The sequence below is a fragment of the Streptomyces sp. NPDC101165 genome, from assembly GCF_044768135.1.
Lineage (GTDB): Bacteria > Actinomycetota > Actinomycetes > Streptomycetales > Streptomycetaceae > Streptomyces.
This window is the reverse complement of record NZ_JBIWPG010000003.1, coordinates 174,452-194,266: the sequence shown is the minus strand read 5'-3', so window position 1 is coordinate 194,266 and position 19,815 is coordinate 174,452. Positions and strand designations below refer to the sequence as shown.

General features: G+C 72.5%; 14 protein-coding genes. 8 read left to right on the top strand and 6 right to left on the bottom strand.

Features of this window, described 5'->3' with window-relative positions; translation table 11 throughout:
- Complete coding sequence (locus ACIRVH_RS07530) at positions 1-240, bottom strand: hypothetical protein (RefSeq protein ID WP_403949194.1); 240 nt, start codon at positions 238-240, stop codon at positions 1-3.
- A 137-nt stretch (positions 241-377) separates the two neighbouring features.
- On the opposite strand from ACIRVH_RS07530, the gene ACIRVH_RS07525 reads away from it, so the two are divergent.
- Together ACIRVH_RS07525 and ACIRVH_RS07520 are read left to right on the top strand one after the other, a co-directional pair.
- The gene (locus tag ACIRVH_RS07525; protein ID WP_403949191.1) at positions 378-1,100 is read left to right on the top strand and encodes a 2OG-Fe(II) oxygenase; all 723 of its coding nucleotides are present in this window, start codon (positions 378-380) and stop codon (positions 1,098-1,100) included.
- Between the two features lie 95 nt (positions 1,101-1,195).
- A complete protein-coding gene (locus tag ACIRVH_RS07520; RefSeq protein ID WP_403949188.1) occupies positions 1,196-2,824 on the top strand; it encodes a multicopper oxidase family protein in 1,629 nt (542 codons plus the stop codon).
- A gap of 24 nt (positions 2,825-2,848) precedes the next feature.
- Here ACIRVH_RS07520 and ACIRVH_RS07515 read toward each other — a convergent pair whose 3' ends face one another.
- Positions 2,849-4,624, bottom strand: coding sequence for a glycoside hydrolase family 9 protein (locus ACIRVH_RS07515; protein ID WP_403949931.1), 1,776 nt, complete (start codon positions 4,622-4,624; stop codon positions 2,849-2,851).
- A 204-nt stretch (positions 4,625-4,828) separates the two neighbouring features.
- Positions 4,829-7,927 (bottom strand): glycoside hydrolase family 2 TIM barrel-domain containing protein, encoded by a 3,099-nt coding sequence (locus ACIRVH_RS07510; RefSeq protein ID WP_403949186.1) that lies wholly within the window; start codon positions 7,925-7,927, stop codon positions 4,829-4,831.
- A 265-nt stretch (positions 7,928-8,192) separates the two neighbouring features.
- Between ACIRVH_RS07510 and ACIRVH_RS07505 the strand changes: the two genes are divergently transcribed.
- A complete protein-coding gene (locus tag ACIRVH_RS07505) occupies positions 8,193-10,574 on the top strand; it encodes a SpoIIE family protein phosphatase (RefSeq protein WP_403949183.1) in 2,382 nt (793 codons plus the stop codon).
- 35 nt (positions 10,575-10,609) lie between these two features.
- On the opposite strand, the gene ACIRVH_RS07500 is transcribed toward ACIRVH_RS07505, so the two are convergent.
- Positions 10,610-11,146: an RNA polymerase sigma factor gene (locus tag ACIRVH_RS07500; protein WP_403949181.1), complete on the bottom strand. Its 537-nt coding sequence runs from the start codon at positions 11,144-11,146 to the stop codon at positions 10,610-10,612.
- A gap of 59 nt (positions 11,147-11,205) precedes the next feature.
- Here ACIRVH_RS07500 and ACIRVH_RS07495 point away from each other — a divergent pair, with 59 nt between their 5' ends.
- The 5 genes from ACIRVH_RS07495 to ACIRVH_RS07475 all read left to right on the top strand — a co-directional run bounded on the left by ACIRVH_RS07495 (position 11,206) and on the right by ACIRVH_RS07475 (position 16,739).
- On the top strand, positions 11,206-12,594 hold the full coding sequence (locus tag ACIRVH_RS07495) for a serine/threonine-protein kinase (protein ID WP_403949178.1): 1,389 nt from the start codon (positions 11,206-11,208) through the stop codon (positions 12,592-12,594).
- Between the two features lie 158 nt (positions 12,595-12,752).
- Complete coding sequence (locus tag ACIRVH_RS07490) at positions 12,753-13,439, top strand: DUF4232 domain-containing protein (protein ID WP_403949176.1); 687 nt, start codon at positions 12,753-12,755, stop codon at positions 13,437-13,439.
- Between the two features lie 191 nt (positions 13,440-13,630).
- A complete protein-coding gene (locus ACIRVH_RS07485; protein ID WP_403949173.1) occupies positions 13,631-14,872 on the top strand; it encodes a hypothetical protein in 1,242 nt (413 codons plus the stop codon).
- 75 nt (positions 14,873-14,947) lie between these two features.
- Positions 14,948-16,201, top strand: coding sequence for an SLC13 family permease (locus ACIRVH_RS07480; RefSeq protein ID WP_403949929.1), 1,254 nt, complete (start codon positions 14,948-14,950; stop codon positions 16,199-16,201).
- Between the two features lie 46 nt (positions 16,202-16,247).
- Positions 16,248-16,739 carry a universal stress protein gene (locus tag ACIRVH_RS07475; protein ID WP_403949170.1) on the top strand — a complete coding sequence of 164 codons (492 nt, stop codon included), beginning with the start codon at positions 16,248-16,250 and terminating at the stop codon, positions 16,737-16,739.
- A gap of 34 nt (positions 16,740-16,773) precedes the next feature.
- Here the strand turns inward: ACIRVH_RS07475 and ACIRVH_RS07470 are convergent, their stop codons facing one another.
- The gene (locus ACIRVH_RS07470) at positions 16,774-18,603 is read right to left on the bottom strand and encodes an RICIN domain-containing protein (RefSeq protein ID WP_403949167.1); all 1,830 of its coding nucleotides are present in this window, start codon (positions 18,601-18,603) and stop codon (positions 16,774-16,776) included.
- A 276-nt stretch (positions 18,604-18,879) separates the two neighbouring features.
- Complete coding sequence (locus tag ACIRVH_RS07465) at positions 18,880-19,773, bottom strand: helix-turn-helix domain-containing protein (RefSeq protein ID WP_403949165.1); 894 nt, start codon at positions 19,771-19,773, stop codon at positions 18,880-18,882.
- Positions 19,774-19,815: the final 42 nt, after the last annotated feature.

Below are 19,815 nucleotides of genomic sequence, written 5' to 3'. Positions count from 1 at the left end.
TCAGGCGGCCTCGCCCTTGGCGGGGGCCTCGTCGTCGGGGAACGCGGCCGCGAACTCATCGGCATGGGCGGTGAAGAAGCTCCGGAAGGCCTCCGCGCCCTCCTGCAGCGCCCGGTGGCGGGCGATGTCAGCGGCGGCCGCCTCGCGTACGAGGGCCTTCATCGACGTACCCCGCTCCTTGGCGATCTGCCGCAGGTCCTCTAGTTCGCGTTCGCTGAACTCCACGTTGAGAGCTGGCATACCCCTCACGGTACCGCGCGGGTACTCACCCGTAAATACACCCAGGTCAGACACCCTTTCCCGCGGTACCTACCGGACGGCAGCGCGATGTCCGACTTCCGCCGGTGACCCGGCGCCGGGCACCGCAGACCGGCCCCATGGAGTTCACCCCGGCCGAGGCCCGCCGTCGCGCGGCCGGCACCGACTGGGCCGCGCTCGCGGCCGAGTTGGACGAGCACGGCTGCGCACCCACTGGCCCACTGCTGACCCCCGAGGAATGCGCCGGCCTGGCGGCCCTGTACGACAGGCCCGAGCTGTTCCGCACCACCGTCGATCTGGCCCGGCACCGGTTCGGCTCCGGCGAGTACCGCTACTTCACACACGACCTGCCCGCCCCCGTGGCCGCGCTGCGGGCCGCCCTCTACCCGCGCCTGCTCCCCGTCGCCCGGGACTGGGCGGCCCGTCTGGACCGTCCGGCACCCTGGCCGGACTCCCTGGCCGAGTGGCTGGAGCGCTGCCGCGCCACCGGCCAGGACCGGTCGGCGCAGATCCTGCTGCGCTACGGTCCGGGCGACTGGAACGCCCTGCACCGGGACGTGTTCGGCGAGCTGGTCTTCCCGCTCCAGGTCGTCATCGCCCTGGACAGGTACGGCACCGACTACACCGGCGGCGAGTTCCTGCTGGTCGAGCAGCGGCCGCGGGCCCAGTCCCGGGGCACCGCGACGGTCCTGCGACAGGGGCACGGCCTGGTGTTCACGACCCGCGACCGGCCCGTGCCCACCCGCCGCGGCTGGTCGGCCGGAGCGGTGCGGCACGGGGTGAGCACCGTGCGGTCCGGCCACCGGCGCACCCTGGGGCTGGTGTTCCACGACGCCGCCTGAGACGGCCGGGCTCCACCGCCTCCGAGAGCCGACATCATCAGACGCGCCGCCGAGGTTCCCTCACATATCAGCGCAAAACGTGTCTTATTTCATTCATGCACACACCTTCGCGGCGTACCCTGCTCCGAGCCCCGTTCGCTGCCGCCGGCGCGGGACTCCTGGCTGCCTGCACCGACTCCGGCTCCCACCCCCGCTCCAGCCCACGACGGGGCGCGGCGGCCGTCGAGGAGGACTTCGTCCCCCCGGGGCCCAAGGGATATGTCGACCCGTCGGGTCCGGAGGTCCGAGCCGCCGAACGCAAGCGCGGCTCCGGCCCGGTGCGCATGCTGAAGATGACCGCCACCGAGACGACGCTGGACCTGGGCGGGCGGCACGTACGGACCTGGACCTACCACGACCAGCTGCCCGGGCCGCTGGTGCGCCTCACCGCCGGCGACGTCCTCAGCCTCACCCTCTCCAACCGGCTGCCGGAGACCACCACGCTCCACTCCCACGGCGTGCGCATGCGCTGCGACATGGACGGCGTTCCGAGCCTGACCCAGCGGGCCATCGCTGCGGGAGACGACTTCACCTACCGGTTCACCGTCGCCCATCCGGGCACCTATTTCCTCCACTCCCACGTCGGGCTCCAGCCCGACCGCGGTCTGTACGCCCCGCTCATCGTCGACGACCCCAAGGAGCCCCTCAAGTACGACAAGGAATGGATCGTCATGCTGGACGACTGGCTCGACGGCGTGGACGGCTCCACCCCCGACGGGGTGCTCGCCCAGCTCAAGCCGGCGGGCATGAAGATGGGCAGCATGGCCATGGGCCCCGGACAGAGCGGCCACGGTTCCGGCAAGCAGGCGAGCCCGCACGCCTCGCCCCAGCACAAGTCCTCGGGCCCGTCCCGCGTGTTGCACAACTCGCACAGCCAGATGCTCCATGGCGAGGCCGGCAGCGTGAACTACCCCCTCTACCTCGCCAACGGCCGCATGCCCAACCAGCCCTCGACGTTCCGCTGCCGCCCCGGTGACCGCATCCGGCTGCGCATCATCAACGCCGGTTCCGAAACCGCCTTCCGCGTCGCGCTGGGGGGCCACCAACTGACCGTCACACACACCGACGGCTATCCGGTGGAGCACAGGACGACGGACGCCCTCCTCATCGGCATGGCCGAGCGCTACGACGTTCTCGTCACCGCGAAGGACGGCGTCTTCCCCCTGGTCGCGCTGGCCGAGGGCAAGAAGGGCCAGGCCCTCGCCGTCCTGCGCACCGACAAGGGGAGAACCGTTCCCCCGGCCGGCGTCCGCCCGGACGAGCTCGACGGGGAGGTCGTCCCGGCTCACCGTCTCGTACCGGCCGCATCCGTGGTCCTCGCGGACCGCGAACCCGACCGTGAGATGCGCATCAGGGTCACCGGCACGATGGAGAAGTACGACTGGGGCTTCGACCACGAGCAGTACGACGAGCGCCAGCGCCACCCGGTCCGCACCGGTGAGCGGGTGCGGCTCACCCTCATCAACGCCACCGACATGTGGCACCCGCTGCACCTGCACGGCCACACGTTCGCCCTGACCGGCCTGAACGGCGCCGGCGCGCGCAAGGACACCTCGATCGTGCTCCCCCACCGCAAGCTGGTCGTCGACTTCGACGCCGACAACCCCGGCCTCTGGATGCTCCACTGCCACAACCAGTACCACTCGGAGAGCGGCATGATGACCATCCTCGGATACCGCAAGTGACCGGGTGATCCGGAGGAGACACCCCTACCCCTGGTCCGCCACGAACGAGGCCATCCAGGCCAGCGCCGCGTTCCAGTTGACGGCCGTTTCGTTGGTGGACCAGGACTGGATGTCGTCGATGTAGCAGAACTGGCCCGTGCAGCCCTGCAGCCTGCTCTGCGCGTACGGGTCCTGGATGCTCGAGTTGGCGCCTCCGGCGAGGGTGCCCCGGGGCGGATCCGGCAGGTTCGGGTCGAGTTCACGGGCGTACCAACGGCTGTGCTGCCGATGGGAGCTGACCTCGCCGTAGCCGGTGACGTAGGAGATGTTCAGCGCGTTGCGGCCGAGGACGTAGTCCATGCTCTCCAGCGCGCCGTCCCGGTACTTCGGCGCGCCCGTCAGGTCGTAGGCGGTGGCGATGACGTGCGCGTTGTTGAGGACCTGGGCGTTGGACCCCCAGTCGTAGAGGTTGCCGTCGGGTGCGTAGGGCATGCCGTACGGCTGGGACGCCGCCGTCGCCAGGTAGGTGTCGGCGCCCTTGATCACCGACCGGCGGACCTGGTCCCGGCCCGGCAGCTTGTTGGGCACGGTGGCGAGGTCGAGGCGGCCGGCCGCCGCCGTGCGGCCCCAGTCGAAGCCGAGCGGGCCGAAGATGTCGGCGGTGTGGACGGGTGACTTCCGTACGAAGCCCGCGAACTCCCGCTCCCCGGTGGTCAGATACAGCTCCACCGCGGCCCAGTAGAACTCGTCGGAGGCGTTGTCGTCGGGGTAGGCGCCGCCGCCGGTGCCGTCGTTCGGGTCGGGGTACGTCTCCGGGTGCGCGAGCGCGGCCCGCCAGGCCTTGCGGGCGGCCGTGAGCGCCCGCGCCGCGAACGCCGGGTCGTAGGGCCGGTACAGCCGGGCGGCCTGGGCGGCGGTCGCCGCCAGGTTGAGCGTGGCCTGGGTGGTCGGGGCGTGCAGCTCCCGCTTCTGCGGGTCGTCGCCGGGCAGCAGGGGCAGCCCGGTCCACTGGGCGTCGTGCACCTTGCTGTGCGCCATGCCGGCGAGCGGCCGACCGTCCGGGACCTGCATCTTCAGCAGGAACTCCAGCTCCCAGCGGGCCTCGTCGAGGACGTCCGGCACCTTGTTGCCGCTCTCGGGGAGGGCCAGGCTCCCGTCGCCGAGCCGCCCGGGCCGTCCGGTGCGGGCCACCAGGGAACGCTCGTAGGTGCTCAGCAGCTCCCAGGTGGAGATGCCGCCGTTGACGACGTACTTGCCGTGGTCGCCGGCGTCGTACCAGCCGCCGGTGACGTCCAGTGTGTAGTCGCACAGGCCCGGCACGCAGGGGACGTTCGCGTCGCCCTGGTTGGGGGCCGTGTTCAGATGTCCGGCCGGGCGGCCGTAGCCGGGCCGCAGGTCGTCGCGGATCGCGATGCCGCTGCGCTGGGTGTAGTAGTACTTCAGCGAGTCGAGGCTCAGTCGCTCGTAGGCGCTCGCCCCGATGCCGAACGGGCGGCTCGCCTCCCCGTCGGCGACCAGCGTGAAGCCCGTGCCGCGACCGCGGAAGGCACCGAAGTCGATCGAGTGGACGTTCTGTCCGGAGGAGACGTCGGTGCCGCGGGGTACGGTCCAGCCGTGGGCGACCGTCCGTCCGTCGGCGTTCTCCAGCCGCCAGGGCAGCGGGGCGGTGGCGTCGGTGACGAGGGTGGCGTTCTTCGGCCCGGCCGGCAGGTAGGCCACCTGGTTGACGCGGACCCGGGGGCCGGTGTCGGGCTCGTACACCTCCCGTACAAGGCTCTGCCCGGCCCCGGCCGGGGCGGCCGGCAGCGCGGTGAGGGCCACCGTCAGGGCGGCGGTCAGGGACAGCAAGGCGATGCTGCGTCGTTTCACGTCTGGGCTCCTCGGGGGAGGTGCGGGTGGCGCCCCCTGCGATGGGAGCGCTCCCAGATGCGGATGTCCACCATGCTTGTTCCAGGCATGACACTCCGTCAACGGTCCGGACGAGGCCGACTGCGAACGTCGTCCCCGTCCGGGCCCTCGACCGGCCTAGATGTCGAGCCGGCTGATGCGCACCGCTCCCCTGGCCTCGCCCGGGTACGCGCTGGTGAGCGTGAGGCGCAGGCGTGATCCGCGGACCGCGTCGAAGGTGATCACCGTCGGGCTGTCCGAGGCGGTGGCCCAGTCCACCCTGGCGCCCGTCACCGACGTATAGGCACTCCCGTCCCACACCGCCACCTCGGCCTCGGCGGGCAGGGCGTGGGTGCCGTCGACCGTGAAGGAGACCGCCACCCGGTCGACGGTGCGGGCCCGCCCGAAGTCGACCGACACCCAGTCCTCGGCGCGGGCCCCGTTGAAGGCGGGCAGCAGGGCCGTGGCCGACTTGGCGAAGGCGTTGGACCAGCCGGTGGCCGGGTCGCCGTCCAGCATCGCGGCGGGCAGGGTGTCCCGGCGCCCGGAGTAACTGGCGTCCGCGTAGGGATGGTCGGGGGCGGCCGGATGGTCGGGCTCGAAGGCGGGCGCATCGGTGGTGGCGGCGCCGCGGGCCGGTGTGGTGCGCACGCTCACCGTGCCCTTGCGCAGACCGTCCACCCGCGCCGTGACCTTCAGGGTGCCCGGCTCGCCACCGGAGCGGACGATGGCGAGGGCCTTGCCGTGGAACGCGGTGCGGGTACTGGCCTGATAGCGCTCGGCGCTCTCCTCGCGGCCGTTGTCGAGGCCGGCCAGCGAGCCGCCGGTCACGTCGAAGGCGATGAGGTGCTCGGCGCCGGGCACGACCACTCCGTGCGCGTCCACGATGTCGGCGGTCACGAAGGCCAGTGAACGGCCGTCGGCGGCGAAGGACTTGCGGTCGGCGGTCAGGCGCACGGCGTGCGGGGCGCCCGCGGTGCGCAGCACGTCGGTGGCGACCACCTTGCCGTCCCGCCGGGCCACCGCCTTCAGCTCACCGGGCCGGTACGGCACCTTCCAGGTCAGGTGCAGCTTGCCCGCGCTGCCGTTGGGGCTGGTGTAACTGCCCGGGTAGGGGCCGTCGGTGAAGGTCTTGTCGTCGCCGGTGGCCTCGGTGGTCTCCAGGTAACCGCGGCCGTCGGTGGTCTTCTTGACGTCGAACTCCCGCACCCCGAGGGACTGCCCGTCGAGGAACAGCTCGACGGACGGGACGTTGGCGTACGCCCAGACCTCGACCGTTTCACCCTCCTGGTGGTTCCAGGTCATCGGCAGCAGATGGACCATCGGCTCGGTCGTCCACTGGCTCCGGAACAGGTGGTACATGTCCTTCGGGAAGCCGGCCGTGTCCACGGCGCCGAAGAAGGACGCCTTCACCGGGAAGACGTCGTACGGGGTCGGCTCGCCGATGTAGTCGATGCCCGACCACAGGAACTGCCCCGCGAACCACTTCCGGTCCCGGTCCTTCTTGTGCCCGTACTCGCCGCTCATCGTCCAGGAGGCGAGGTTGTTGTCGTAGGAGGAGGTCTCCCGCCTGCCCGGCGTGTGGTTCTCGCCGGTGTTGAGGTGCTCCGGCTCCTGGTACGAGCCCCGGGTCGAGGTCTCCGAGGAGGACTCGGACTCGAAGAGGAACAGGTGGGGGTACTTGGCGTGCAGGGCGTCGACCGACCTGGCCGTGTTGTAGTTCAGGCCCAGGCCGTCGAGCTTGGCGAGCATCCGGTCGGCCGCGGATCCGGTGGCGGGCACGCCGTGGTACTTGTTCGAGCCGATGACGACCGGGCGGGTGCCGTCGGCGGCCTTGATCGCGCCGATGATCCGGTCGGCCATGGCGAGCCCGGCGGTCGAGGTGGAGTCGGGGATCTCGTTGCCGATGGACCACAGGACGACGGCGGGCGAGTTGCGGGCGGCCAGCACCATCTCCGTGGCGTCCTTCTCGCACCACTCGTCGAAGAACCGGCCGTAGTCGTACCTGGTCTTGCCGGTCTGCCAGCAGTCGAAGGCCTCCACCATCAGCACGATGCCCAGCTCCTCGCAGACCTGGATCATCTGCGGCGAGGGCGGGTTGTGCGAGGTGCGGAAGGCGTTGACGCCCATCGACTTCATGATCGTCATCTGCCGGCGCACCGCGTCGACGCTGATCGCCGCGCCGAGAGCGCCCTGGTCGTGGTGCAGGTCGACGCCCTTGATCTTGGCGGGGGTGCCGTTGAGGGAGAAGCCCTCGTCCGGGTCGAAGCGGTAGCTGCGGATGCCGAAGGGGGTGCGGTACGTGTCGGTGGTGCGGCCGCCGGAGCGGAGTTCGGTGTGCAGGGTGTAGCGGTGGTCCGGGCTCGTGAAGTCCCACAGGAGGGGTGCGGGGACGGTCAGTTCGTGGGTCTCGGTGGCCTGCTCGGAGACGGCGACCGTGGTGGACGTGCGGGCGACCGTGCGGCCGTCGGGGCCGGTGATCCGGGACAGGACCTGGACGTCGGTGCCGGTGCCGGACTCGTCGAGCACGGTGGTGGCGACCCGCACCACGGCCTGTTCCGGGCTGACCTCGGGTGTGGTGACGTATGTGCCCCAGCGGGCCACGTGCACGGGCTCGGTGATCACCAGGCGGGCCTCACGGTAGATGCCGCTGCCCGAGTACCACCGGCTGCTCGGCAGCTGGTTCCGGACCTGGACCGCGAGGACGTTCGGGGTGCTGCCGTCGGTGTGCACCAGGTCGGTGAGGTCGAGGGCGAAGCCGGTGTAGCCGTAGGGGTGGCGGCCGGCCTCGGTGCCGTTGCAGTAGACGTACGAGTCCATGTAGACGCCGTCGAACTCCACCGAGATCCGCTTGCCGGCGTGGGCGGGCGGCAGGGTGAAGGCCAGCCGGTACCAGCCGAGGCCGCCCGGGAAGAAGCCGGTGCCGCTCGTGGTGCCGTGGTCCGTCGTGGGGGTCTGCTCGATGCTCCAGTCGTGCGGTGCGGCCACCTCGCGCCAGGCGGAGTCGTCGTATCCCGGTTCGGCGGCCTGTGCGTAGGCGCCGGTCGGGTCGGTGATGCCGCCCGGGTTGACCAGCGCGAAGCGCCAGCCGTCGCGCAGCGGGACGGTGTGGCGTCCCGGCGCGGCACCGGACGCCCCGGCAGCCGGTGCGGCCGCGGCGTCCGGGCCGCCCAGGAGTGCTCCGGCCGCGGGCGTTGCCGTGGCTGCGACCAGAACCGATCTGCGCGTGACCGTCATGGCGGCTCTCCCTCATCAGGGCCCAGAAGTACTCACAACTGCTCGTGAACAAACAGATTCTGACGGTCTGCCACACACGGTCGTCAAGGGTGCGGCACCCGGCACCTGCCCCGGTCGGCACATCGGCCTGATTTCCCCCTTGACCGTGTTCGACGGATCGGCCCGGTCTCCGGGGGTCGGGGTTCACGGGAGTGCGCGACGCACTACGCTGGAACGCAAGTGGTGCCACCTGTTCACTGTGAGTGTGCGCTTGGGAGCGGCGACGATGAGCCGGGTCTATCCGTTCGACGATGCGGCGACGGCCCGGGCTGTCATCGACGACGACGGAACGCTGCTGGAGTGGAACGAGGGCGCGCGGCGTCTGCTCGGCCATCCGGCCGACGAGGTCGTGGGCCGCCCCGCGACCCTGCTGCTGGCCGGGGAAGACTCCCTGGTCGTACCGTCCGGCGGTCTCTGGGAGGGGACCGTCGGTCTGCGCCACCGGGACGGCCGCACGGTCTCCGTGTGGCTGCTCGCCCACCGCCGGCCACCCGGCGACGGGCATCGCGGCGACTGGCTCGTGGTCACCCCGCTGACCGGCCGCGACCCCGGCGCCGACGACGATCCGCTCGGCCGGGCCGGGCTGATCCAGTCGCCGTGCGCCGTCGCCGTGTACGACGACGCGCTGCGGCTGCGCCGGATGAACGAGGCCATGGCCGAGGTGATCGGCCTGCCCGAGGAGCGGGTGCGGGGCCTCAGGATCGCGGAGATCGGCGGCAGACAGCAGAGCGAGGAGCTGGAGCAGAACATGCTCCAGGTGCTCACCACCGGCCGGCCGCTGGACATCCAGACCTTCATGCGCACCGGCGGCGAGGACCGGGCGCACGCCTGGCTGGCCCGGCTGGCGCCGGTCACGGACGCCGAGGGCCGGGTGCGGGGCGTGTGTCTGGCGGCACACGACGTCACCGACAACTACCGGGCCCGGCAGCGGCTGCAGCTGCTGAACGAGGCCAGCGTGCGCATCGGATCCACCCTCGACGTCACCCGTACGGCGCAGGAGCTGGCGGACGTGTGCGTGCCCGCGCTCGCCGACTTCGTCACCATCGACCTGCTGGACCCGCAGGAGTACGGCGGCGAGCCCCCGGCCCGCATCACGGCCCCCGTGAACCTGCGCCGGGTCGCCCACCAGTCGATCCTGCGGGGCATTCCGGAGGCGGTCGCCAAGCCCGGGCAGATCGAGGTGTACCCGGACTTCTCCCCGCAGGCGGACTCGCTGACCGCCGGCCGCACCATCCGGGCCACGGTGGCCGGGGGCGACATGGCCCAGTGGCTGACCTGGAGCAGCGTGCGCGGCGAGCGGGTGCGGGAGTTCGGCATCCACTCCTCGATGTCCGTGCCGATCCAGGCCCGCGGGCTGACCCTCGGGGTGGCGGTCCTCACCCGGCACCGGCGTCCGGAGCCGTTCACCGACGACGACATGCTGCTGGCCGAGGAGATCACCGCCCGGGCCGCCGTCTGCATCGACAACGCGCGCCGCTACTCCCGTGAGCGCGAGACCGCCCTCGCGCTGCAGCGCAGCCTGCTGCCCCGCTCGCTCCCGCGCACGGCCGCCCTGGAGGCCTCCTCCCGCTATCTGCCCGCGGCCCGCGCCGGGGTGGGCGGCGACTGGTTCGACGTGATCCCGCTGTCCGGGATGCGGGTCGCGATGGTCGTCGGCGACGTCGTCGGGCACGGCATCCAGGCCTCGGCCACCATGGGCCGGCTGCGCACCGCCGTGCGCACCCTCGCCGACATCGACCTGGCCCCGGACGAGCTGCTCACCCATCTCGACGACCTGGTGGTCCGGCTGTCGGAGGAGTCCGGCGGCGAGGGCAGCCCCGGCGAGGTCGGCGCCACCTGCCTGTACGCCGTGTACGACCCGGTCTCGCGGCGCTGCACGATGGCCCGTGCGGGGCATCCGCCGCCGGTGGTGCTGATGCCGGGCGGCGAGCCCCACCAGCTGGACCTGCCCGCCGGTCCCCCGCTGGGCCTGGGCGGGCTGCCGTTCGAGTCGGCCGAGGTCGGGCTGCCCGAGGGCACCGTCCTCGCCCTGTACACGGACGGTCTGGTGGTGTCCCGGGAGCGCGCCGGGGACACCGGCCGGCAGCAGCTGTTCCAGGCGCTGCGGGCCTACCCGGACTCCCTGGACGAGACCTGCGACCAGATCCTGCACGCGCTGCTGCCGCCGGGCGGCACCGCCGACGACGTGGCGCTGCTGCTGGCCCGCACCCGGGGACTGGCGTCCTCCCAGGTGGCGACCTGGGACATCCCCGCCGATCCGGCGCTGGTCGCACCGATCCGCAAGCAGGTCCTGGACCAGCTGGACCGCTGGTCGCTGAGCGAGGTCGGCTTCACGACGGAGCTGGTGGTGAGCGAGCTGGTCACCAACGCCATCCGGTACGGCGCCCACCCGATACGGCTGCGGCTGATCCACGACCCTGTCACGCTGATCGTCGAGGTGTCCGACACCAGCCACACCGCCCCGCACCTCCGGCGCGCCAAGACCTTCGACGAGGGCGGCCGCGGGCTGCTGCTGGTCGCCCAGCTCACCCAGCGCTGGGGCAGCAGGCACACCACGGAGGGCAAGACGATCTGGGCGGAGCTGTCGCTCCTGGAGGAGGACCGGTGACAGCGGATCAGTGACCGGGAACCGGTAACAGGGGTTCAGTAGCCCCGCAGCCAGGGCCGTACCAGTTTGCGGGCCTCGTGCAGCCGGGACTTGAGCGTGCCGAGGGGGATGCCGACGCGCTCGGCGACCTCGGCGTACTCCAGCTGGCAGATGTCCCGGTAGACCAGGGGCGCGACCAGGTGCGGGTGCTCGCGCTCCAGCCGGTCCAGGGCTTCCAGCAGATCGATCCGGGAGCCCGCGATGACGCTGGTGGTGCGCGGGTCGATGTGCTCGGCGGGCTCGATGACCACGGGCTGCTCGGCCGCCCGCCGCTTCAGCTCGCGGTACTTCTGCCGGCAGCAGTTGGCGACGACCGTGTAGAGCCAGGTGCTGAAGCGGCTGCGGCCCTCGAAGGCGGAGATGTGCCGGGCCACCTGGAGCAGCACGTCCTGGGCGGCCTCCTCGGCGTCCTCCCGGCAGGGCAGGAAGCGCCCGCAGCGGCGCACCACCTCGGGCCGCAGCTCGGTCAGCAGCCGGTCCAGGGCCGCTCGGTCGCCCGCCGCGGCACGCCGGGCGAGGTCTTCGGCCGTCACCCCATCCTGCACGTCAGGGTCCCCCTCGAAGTCGATCTCAGGGCAGGCATGATAGTCGTATGCACTCCCTGGAGCGGATCGGCCGCTACCGCCTCGAACGAACCCTGGGCACCGGCGCCTTCGCCACGGTGTGGCTCGCTCACGACGACGAGCTGGACGCCCTGGTGGCGGTGAAGGTCCTCGCCGAGAACTGGGCCCACCGGCTCGACGTCCGGGAGCGCTTCCTGTCCGAGGCCCGGCTGCTGCGCCGGGCCGGCTCCAGCCGGGTCGTCCAGGTCTACGACATCGGTGAACTGCCGGACGGCAGGCCGTACTTCGTGATGCAGTACGCCGACGGCGGCACCCTGGCCGATCTGCTGGCGGCCGGCCCGCTGCCGGTACTCCAGGCGCTCGTGCTGACCGCGCAGGCCGCGCGGAGCGCCGCAGCGCTGCACGAGGCGGGCATCGTGCACCGCGACATCAAACCGACCAACGTGCTGCTGCACACCGCCCCGGACGGCGAGAGGCGACTGCTGCTGGCCGACCTGGGGCTGGCCAAGAGCCTTGCACAGGCCTCGGTGCTCACGCTCGCGGCGGGCTCGGCGGGCTATCAGCCGCCGGAACAGGCCGAACCCGGGGAGGGCATCGACGCCCGCGCCGACGTCTACAGCCTGGGCGCGGTGGGCTACGAGCTGGTCACCGGGACCGTGCCCGGGCCGCCGGGGAGGGTCGTACCGCCCCGGCGGCTGCGGCCGGACCTCGGCGAGGACGTCGAGCGGGCGCTGTTGCGCGCCCTGGAGCCGGACCGGGAGCGGCGCTGGCCGGGAGCGCACGCGTTCGCGGACGAACTGGAGCGGCTGGCGGCGGCCTCCGGCGTCCGGCACGGCCGGCGGCTCGACGGCGTCCGGGGCCGTCTCGGCACGGGGACGCTGGTGCTGGCCGCGCTCCTCGCCGCCGGGGCCGCCGCCGTCGTCGTCACGGTGGCGCTCCAGCGGCCGGACACCGCCGAACAGTCCACGGTGAAGGACTCCACCGGCCGGGTCGCCGTGCAGGTGCCGGCCGGCTGGGCCCGGCAGGTGCGCGGCTCCGGCTGGGATCCGCACGCGCTCGGGCTGCCGGCGGGGCACGAGCCGGGCCTGGTGGTCGCCGACGACGTGGCGCACTGGTCCGACCTCAAGACCGCGGTCGACGGCGTCTTCCTCGGGGTCAGCGAGCACGGCGACGTCACCGCCCGGGTGAACGCCCTCGCCCACTCCGGCTGCCACGAAGCCGGCAGCCGCTCCTTCGCCGATGCCCACTGGCGCGGCCTGATCCGGACCTGGAACGCCTGTCCGGACGGCGGCTCCGTCACCGAGTCCGCGCTCCACCCGGCGGACGGCTCCACTCGGCCACAGGTGTATGTGCAGGTACGCCAGCAGGGTGACGACGACGCGACCGAGGGCATACTCCGCTCCCTGCGGGTCACCTGACACGACGCACGAGGTCGGGCAGGGTCAAATCGGGGAAAAGAACCCTGCGAGTCCCGAACCTTTCCGGTGGCCCTGGCATCGCAGTGTGATGACGGCGCACCCGGCGCCGAAGGCACGCGTGAGCCGCGTGCCGTGAACATCCAGGAGTGTTGAGCGACATGGCGTACTCATCCCGGTCATTGCAGCGCGGGGCCCTGCTCGCGGGCACGGCGGCCGTACTGGGCCTCCTGACCGCCTGCGGCAGCCACGACACCCACTCGACACCCCAGACGGTGCCGGGCACGGCCGGTCCGGCGACCGAGGCCACTGGCGGCTCGCCCTCCTCCGGCACGTCCACAGCCGCCTCGGCACCGGGCGGCGGCACGTCGTCCGCCGCACCGGGCAAGGCCACCTCCTCCGGCACCGGCACCACGACCGAGAGCGGCAGCACCCGGTGCCACACCTCAGAGCTGCGCGCCGCCGTCGGCAGCAACAACCCGGGCGCCGGCCAGGAGAACTTCCCCATCGTGCTCACCAACAAGTCCGCCCGGACCTGCACCGTGCGCGGCTATCCGGGCGCGGCCTTCGTGAACGCCTCCGGCACCCAGCTCGGCCCCGACCCCAAGCGGTCCGCGGGCTCGCCGGTCACGGTGGCACTGCGGCCCGGACAGAGCGCCTGGGCGGGCCTGACCTTCTCCAACCCCGAGATCAGCGGCGCGAAGACGGCCACGCCGGCCACGCTGGTGGTCACCCCGCCGAACGAGCGGGACCCGCTGAGGGTGGCCTGGACGGCCGGAGCGGTCCCGGTGTCCGGGAACTCCTCCTCCGTCTTCCTGACCGTCTTCAACTCCGGTACCGGCGCCTGAACGAAGCCTCTCCGAGAACCCCGCTGTCCGCTCCCGGGCAGCGGGGTTCGTCATGAGCGCGCCACAAATGTCACAGGACGGCAACACGTCCCGGCCGCCGCGATCTTTCCGCAGGGACCCCTCATCGAACCCGTCGACCGCACAGCGAGAAGGCTCCGCAGGGAGCCGCGACGAGGAAACCGGGGAAGAACATGAGCGGCATTTCACGCAGGCGTGTGCTGACGGCGGGGGCGGCCGCGGGCGCCCTCGGGGCCCTGTCCGCCTGCTCCACCGCCGGCGGGCTGTCCGTCGGCGGGAAGGACCCGGCGTACGGCAAGGGCGCCGAGCAGGCCCGGCCGGCCAAGCCCATCGGCGACGGGTCCACCGCCGACACCGGCGCGCAGCCGCACCAGCCGAAGCCGGTCCGGCTGAAGCCGGGCCAGAAGCCGCCGCAGTTCGTGGTGTTCTCCTGGGACGGCGCAGGCGAGCTGAGCAACCAGCTGTTCTCCCGGTTCCGCAAGGTCGCGTCCGACCACGGCGCCAAGATGACCTTCTTCCTCAGCGGCATCTACACGCTGCCGGAGGCCAAGAAGAACCTGTACCGTCCGCCGCAGCACGCGGTCGGCGCGTCCGACATCGGCTACCTCGCCGACCGTCACATCCACGCCACCATTCAGCAGGTACGGGCCGCCTGGCTGGAGGGCCACGAGATCGGCACCCATTTCAACGGGCACTTCTGCGGCGCGACCGGGGTGCGCAACTGGTCGCCCGCCGAGTGGCGCAGCGAGATCGAGCAGGCGATCGACTTCGTCACCAAGTGGAAGACGAACACCGGTTTCTCCGACCTCGAACCGCTGCCCTTCGACTACCGCAAGGAGCTGATCGGCGGCCGCACCCCCTGCCTGGAGGGCCAGACCAACCTGCTGCCCACCGCGGCCGCGCTCGGCTGGAAGTACGACGCCAGCTCCCCCGGCGGGCTGCAGATCTGGCCGGGCAAGGTGCAGGGCGGCCGGATCTGGGACTTCCCGCTGCAGTCCATACCCTTCGCCGGCCACTCCTTCCAAGTGCTGTCGATGGACTACAACATGATGTTCAACCAGTCCGGCGGGAACCCCCTGGGCGATCGCACCCGGTTCGACGCCTGGCGCACTCAGGCCAGAGACACCTACCTGGCCGGGTTCCGGCGCGCGTACGAGACCAACCGCGCCCCCTTCTTCATCGGCAACCACTTCGAGCGCTGGAACGGTGGCATCTACATGGACGCCGTCGAGGAGGCGATCGGCCGGATGGCCGAGCACGACGAGGTCCGGTTCGTGTCCTTCAAGCAGCTCGTGGCCTGGCTGGAGGCGCAGGACCCGGCGGTGCTGCGCAAGCTGCGCACGCTGTCACCGGGCCAGGCCCCGGTGGGCGGCTGGGAGGAGTTCCTGGGCGCGGCGGGCACCCGGGCTTCCTAGCCACGTCGACGGAAGCCGCGCTCCGGCGTTTGTTTTCATGGGCGGGCACCATCTGATCGATCCGGAGGACCCGCCCTGAACACCCCGCTCCTCGAAACCCTGTCCGCCGTGCTGCTCGCCGCCGTGCTCGCCTGGGCGGTGGTACGGCCCTTCGGGTGGCCGGAGGCGGTGCTGGCCGTCCCGGCCGCAGGGATCGCGATCGCCACCGGGGCGATCTCGCTGGACCACGCCCGGGCGGAGGCCGAACGGCTCGGGCCGGTGGTGGGATTCCTGGCGGCGGTGCTGGTGCTCGCCCACTTCTGCGATGTGGAGGGGCTGTTCCAGGCGTGCGGGGCGTGGATGGCGCGGTGGGCGGCGGGCCGTCCGGTACGGCTGCTGACCGCGGTGTTCGTGCTGGCGTCGGCGATCACGGCGGTGCTCAGCCTGGACGCCACGATCGTGCTGCTCACCCCGGTCGTCTTCGCGACGGCCGCGCGGACGGGCGTACGGCCGAAGCCGCACGTGTACGCCTGCACGCATCTGTCGAACACGGCGTCGCTGCTGCTGCCCGTCTCCAACCTGACGAACCTGCTCGCCTTCGCGGCGAGCGGGCTGACCTTCACCCGGTTCGCGGCGCTGATGGCGCTGCCGTGGCTGGTGGCGATCGGCACCGAGTACCTGGTGTTCCGGCGGTTCTTCGCCCGTGACCTGACCGCGGCGGCCCCGGCTGGCCGGGACGCCGGTGAGGCGCCACGGCTGCCGCTGTTCGCGCTGGTGACCGTGGGCTGCACGCTGGCGGGGTTCGTGGTGGCGTCGGCGTTCGGGGTGGACCCCGCATGGGTGGCCGCCGCGGGGGCACTGGTGCTGGCCGGGCGGGCGCTGGTACGGCGGAAGGCGACTCCTCTCACCGTCGTACGGGCGGCGGCGCCGGCCTTCCTGGCGTTCGTTCTGGCGCTGGGCATCGTGGTGCGCGCGGTCGTCGACAACGGGCTCGCGGACGCGCTCGGACGCGTCCTGCCCGGCGGCACGGGGCTGCTCGCCCTGCTCGGGACGGCCGCGCTGGCCGCCGTCCTCGCGAACCTCATCAACAACCTGCCCGCGGTGCTGGTGCTGCTGCCGCTCGCCGCTCCCGCCGGTTCCGGCGCGGTGCTCGCCGTCCTGCTCGGGGTGAACATCGGCCCGAACCTGACCTACGCCGGGTCGCTCGCCACCCTGTTGTGGCGGCGGATCGTGCATCAGCACGAGCACGGCGTGGACCTCCGGGAGTTCACCCGGCTCGGCCTGATCGCCGTGCCCTCCGCGCTGGCGGTGTCGGTGGTGGCACTGTGGGGGTCGCTGCAGATTCTCTGAGGTTCCGCTCCTCCGAGAGTTCCGAGAGCCGAGGGAGGCCGGCCGGATGCGTGTGATCGCCTGGCTCGTCGAGGGCACCTGGCCCGCCTGCGTGGACGCCGTGCGCGACCACGCCCCGCACGCCTCCGAGGTGGTGCTGCTGCATGTGACCGGTCCCGACGTGCCCGGGGTGGCACACGGCGCGTACGCGGGACTCCTCGGCCGGGGCCGTCCCGAACGCGACCCGGGCAGCCGCCTGGAGGTGCTCGGCGACAGCTCGGCGGCCGAGCTCCTGGCCGCGGCATCCGAGCGGCTGGGGCGGCCGTGCACCGGCGAGGAGCGGACCGGGCGGGTCGAGCGGGAGGTGGTGGCCGCGGCCGACGGGGCCGATCTGCTGGTGCTGGCCCGGGACGGCGACCGTTCCCGGCTCGGGCCGCACAGCCTGGGCCCGGCCGTCCGGTTCGCCGTCGACCACGCGCCCTGCCCGGTGCTGCTGGTGTGGCCCGAACCGGCCCCGGACCTCGGGACCATCCCTCCCCCGCCGCCGCACCCTCACTGAGCCACACCACGGGCGGGCTTCGGCCGGGCGATGCTCAGTGGTGGTGGCCCCCCGTACCGCCGCCGTAGCCACCGCCGTTGTAGCCGCCGCCACCGCCCCAGTCGCAGTAGTCCGGGTAGACCGAGCAGTAGTCGCGCGTGGGGGAACTCGACGGCGCCGGGCTGGACTTGGACGCGGTCGGGGTGGGGGTCGGGGACGGGGTCTTCGAGACCTTGGGGGTGGACGTGACCGACGGCGACGGCGCGGGGTTGTTGTCGGTGTCCCAGTTGACGACTTCCATCTGCAGGTCCGGCTCGGCGGTGTCGACGGTCCAGCGCTGGGCCGGGTTCGCGGCGCGGTTCTTGAGGACGAGGGCGCCGGAGCCGTCGGTCGCGGCGGGGGTCAGCGCCAGGTCCTGGTCCGAGCGGGGCACCAGGGCGCCCTGGAGCGTGAAGTCGTAGCGGATGTCCTTGGCGGCCTTACCGGTGACCGCGCAGGGAGCGAGCCGCACGGAGTAGCCGAGGTGGGAGTCCAGGCACAGATCCGGGGCGGAGGCGTTGCGCAGCAGTCCGTCGGTCTCGTACGACCACTGCTGGCTCGCCTCCGAGGAGCAGTCGGCGAGTTCGGTCTCCGCGCCCTCGACCGCCTTCTTGCCGACGACGCCCACGCACAGCCCCGAGGCGAGGTTGTGCAGCCGGCCGCGCAGCACGCCCTTGGTGGTGCCGCTCGCACCGGCCCAGGACGGACCCGGTGTGACGGAGTCCTTGCCCGGCGCGCGGGAGGGCGTGCGGCCGGGAGCCGGGGCCGGGTCGTCGCCCGAACCGAGCACCGACCACAGGACCAGGGGCAGGACGACCAGGCCGCTGACCGTGACGACGGCCAGGGCGAGATTGCGGCGCCGGACACGGCGGGCCGCCCGGTACGCGGAACGGCGGGAGCGGCCGGGCGCGGCGGCGGGGGCGGGCGCGGGTGCCATGGCCGTGAAGGCCTCGCCGCCCAGGAGAACCGTGGGGGCCGGTATCGGGTCCGGGGCCGGGGCGGTGGTCTCCTCGGTGCGGGCCGCCCGGGACTCCATGTAGGCGTGGGCACCCCAGCCGAGGACCGCCTCGGCGACCGCGAGGCCGAGTCCCGCGTTGAACTGGGCCAGCTGGTCGGCGGTCTGGCTGCAGTGCCGGCAGCCGGCCAGGTGCTGCTGCAGATCCGGGTCGACGTCGATGCCGCCGCGGCGGAAGGTCACGTCGAGCATGCGCAGGTAGCGCTGGCACTCGGCCTCGGGGGCGAGCTCGCGGTGGGCCTGGAGGCATTCCTCGCGCAGCCGTTCGCGGGCGCGGCGCAGTTCGACCCGGGTCTCCTCCTCGTCCAGTCCGAGCAGCGCGGCGGGGACGGCGAGGGGTTCGGCCTCGACCTCCATGTGCCACAGCACCGCGCGAGCGGACTGGGGCAGCCGCTGGAACGCGCGGGACAGCAGTCGCCGGCCGGACGGCGGGAGCAGCCGGGCGGCCGCGCGCTCCCCGCTGCCGGTGCCCGGCCGCAGGGCGGGGTGGAGGAGTTCCTGGCGGCCGTCGCCGTCCCATTCGGCCGCGATCCGGCGGACGGTGACGAGCAGATGCGGGCGCCACGCGGCGGACGGGCCCGCCTGGCGGAGCGACTCGCCGAACAGCCGGGTGAAGGCGGCCGTGGTGAGCATGCCCGCGGCGCGCGGTCCGTCGGTGCACAACCGGGCGTAGGCGAAGGCCGCTTCCCAGTGCCGGTCCAGGAGTTCACCGACCGGGTGGAGCGCGGGTGTCGTTCCCGTCCACTTCTTCAGTTCGGCGCTCAGTTGCTCGTCCGAGGCGTCGAACCGGCGGGCGGTTGGGGCAGAATCCGACCGGCCTGCGTCATTCACGGCTGTGTTCCTCCGGGCGCGACACGGGAATTAGTCCGTACCAAGGGTACGGAATTGGGATTCGGCATCCCGAACGTCCGCCTGGGCAGCTCTTTTGAAGCGTGGGGGGCGAACGGGAGCGGCCTGGCGCATGCAGCAGGAAATGTAATTGTCTGCACGCCGACAGCGCACACTTTCGCACAGGCCGACGTCATTGAACAAGAGATCTCTCACTTTTAAACATTGCGTCGACAAGCGGCTATTTGATCATTCGTCAATGAGGGTCTTTGCCGTGCATTACGACCGCTCCCCCGCGCGATAGGCGCCGGGCGGCACTCCGTAACGCCGGCGGAAGACGCGGCTGAAATGGAAGGCGCTCGGGAACCCGGACGCCGCCGCCACCCGCTCCACCGTCAGGTCGGTGGCCTCCAGCAGCCGCGCCGCGTGCCGCAGCCGGGCCTCACGCAGGGCGCGCATGGGCGGCCTGCCGGTCCGCAGGGTGAACAGGTGGGCGAACCGGGACGGGGAGAGCGCCACGCTCCCGGCGAGCGAGGCGACGGTGTGCGGCGCGCCCGGGTCGGCGGCGATCAGCTCCTCGGCGTGTCGCACGCGGGTGTCGTCGCCCGGCGCGGGGGCCTGCTCGCGAGCGCCCGAGGCGGCGAGCAGCACGACCTCCTCCAGCGCGCACAGGGCCAACTCCCGCGCCAGGCTGCCGTGGGCCACGACCACCGGGTCCTCCACCTCGGGCGGTGTGCCCGGCGCGGGCCGGCGGGCGTCGGCGAGCATCCGGCCGAACGCGGCCTCGACGCGACCGAGCAGGACCGCGGGGACAGGTGCGAGGGCGTACAGGCCGTCGCCCACGGCGTACGGGTCGAGCCAGGACACCCAGGACGGGCGGGCCTGGCAGTGCACCCACCAGAACCGCCAGTGCGGAGCACCGGACGCCACGGCATAGCGGTGGGCCACCCCCGGGGCGAGCACCACCAGATGCCCGGCGACCGCCTCGGCACGGGCGTCGCCCTGCCGGATCGTGCCGCGTCCGCCCGTGGTGAAGGTGAACAGCCAGCTGTCCGACCCCCGCGGCCGGTTGACGCCGTACCCCGGCCCCTGGTCGTAGCGCCCGGTCACCACCAGGCCCGGCGGCGGGGACGGATCACCGGCAGCAGTCCCGGGCAGTTCGTCAGCATGCATGGGCATCCTCCCCGGGCGCGCGTCGGCCTAGCGTGACAGGCG

Excerpts from the sequence above, each read along its gene's own strand:
- ACIRVH_RS07510 (WP_403949186.1), bottom strand. The coding sequence starts at position 7,927 with ATGACGGTCACGCGCAGATCGGTTCTGGTCGCAGCCACGGCAACGCCC.
- ACIRVH_RS07505 (WP_403949183.1), top strand. The coding sequence starts at position 8,193 with ATGAGCCGGGTCTATCCGTTCGACGATGCGGCGACGGCCCGGGCTGTC.
- ACIRVH_RS07530 (WP_403949194.1), bottom strand. The coding sequence starts at position 240 with ATGCCAGCTCTCAACGTGGAGTTCAGCGAACGCGAACTAGAGGACCTG.
- ACIRVH_RS07520 (WP_403949188.1), top strand. The coding sequence starts at position 1,196 with ATGCACACACCTTCGCGGCGTACCCTGCTCCGAGCCCCGTTCGCTGCC.
- ACIRVH_RS07490 (WP_403949176.1), top strand. The coding sequence starts at position 12,753 with ATGGCGTACTCATCCCGGTCATTGCAGCGCGGGGCCCTGCTCGCGGGC.
- ACIRVH_RS07485 (WP_403949173.1), top strand. The coding sequence starts at position 13,631 with ATGAGCGGCATTTCACGCAGGCGTGTGCTGACGGCGGGGGCGGCCGCG.
- ACIRVH_RS07475 (WP_403949170.1), top strand. The coding sequence starts at position 16,248 with ATGCGTGTGATCGCCTGGCTCGTCGAGGGCACCTGGCCCGCCTGCGTG.
- ACIRVH_RS07525 (WP_403949191.1), top strand. The coding sequence starts at position 378 with ATGGAGTTCACCCCGGCCGAGGCCCGCCGTCGCGCGGCCGGCACCGAC.
- ACIRVH_RS07495 (WP_403949178.1), top strand. The coding sequence starts at position 11,206 with ATGCACTCCCTGGAGCGGATCGGCCGCTACCGCCTCGAACGAACCCTG.
- ACIRVH_RS07465 (WP_403949165.1), bottom strand. The coding sequence starts at position 19,773 with ATGCATGCTGACGAACTGCCCGGGACTGCTGCCGGTGATCCGTCCCCG.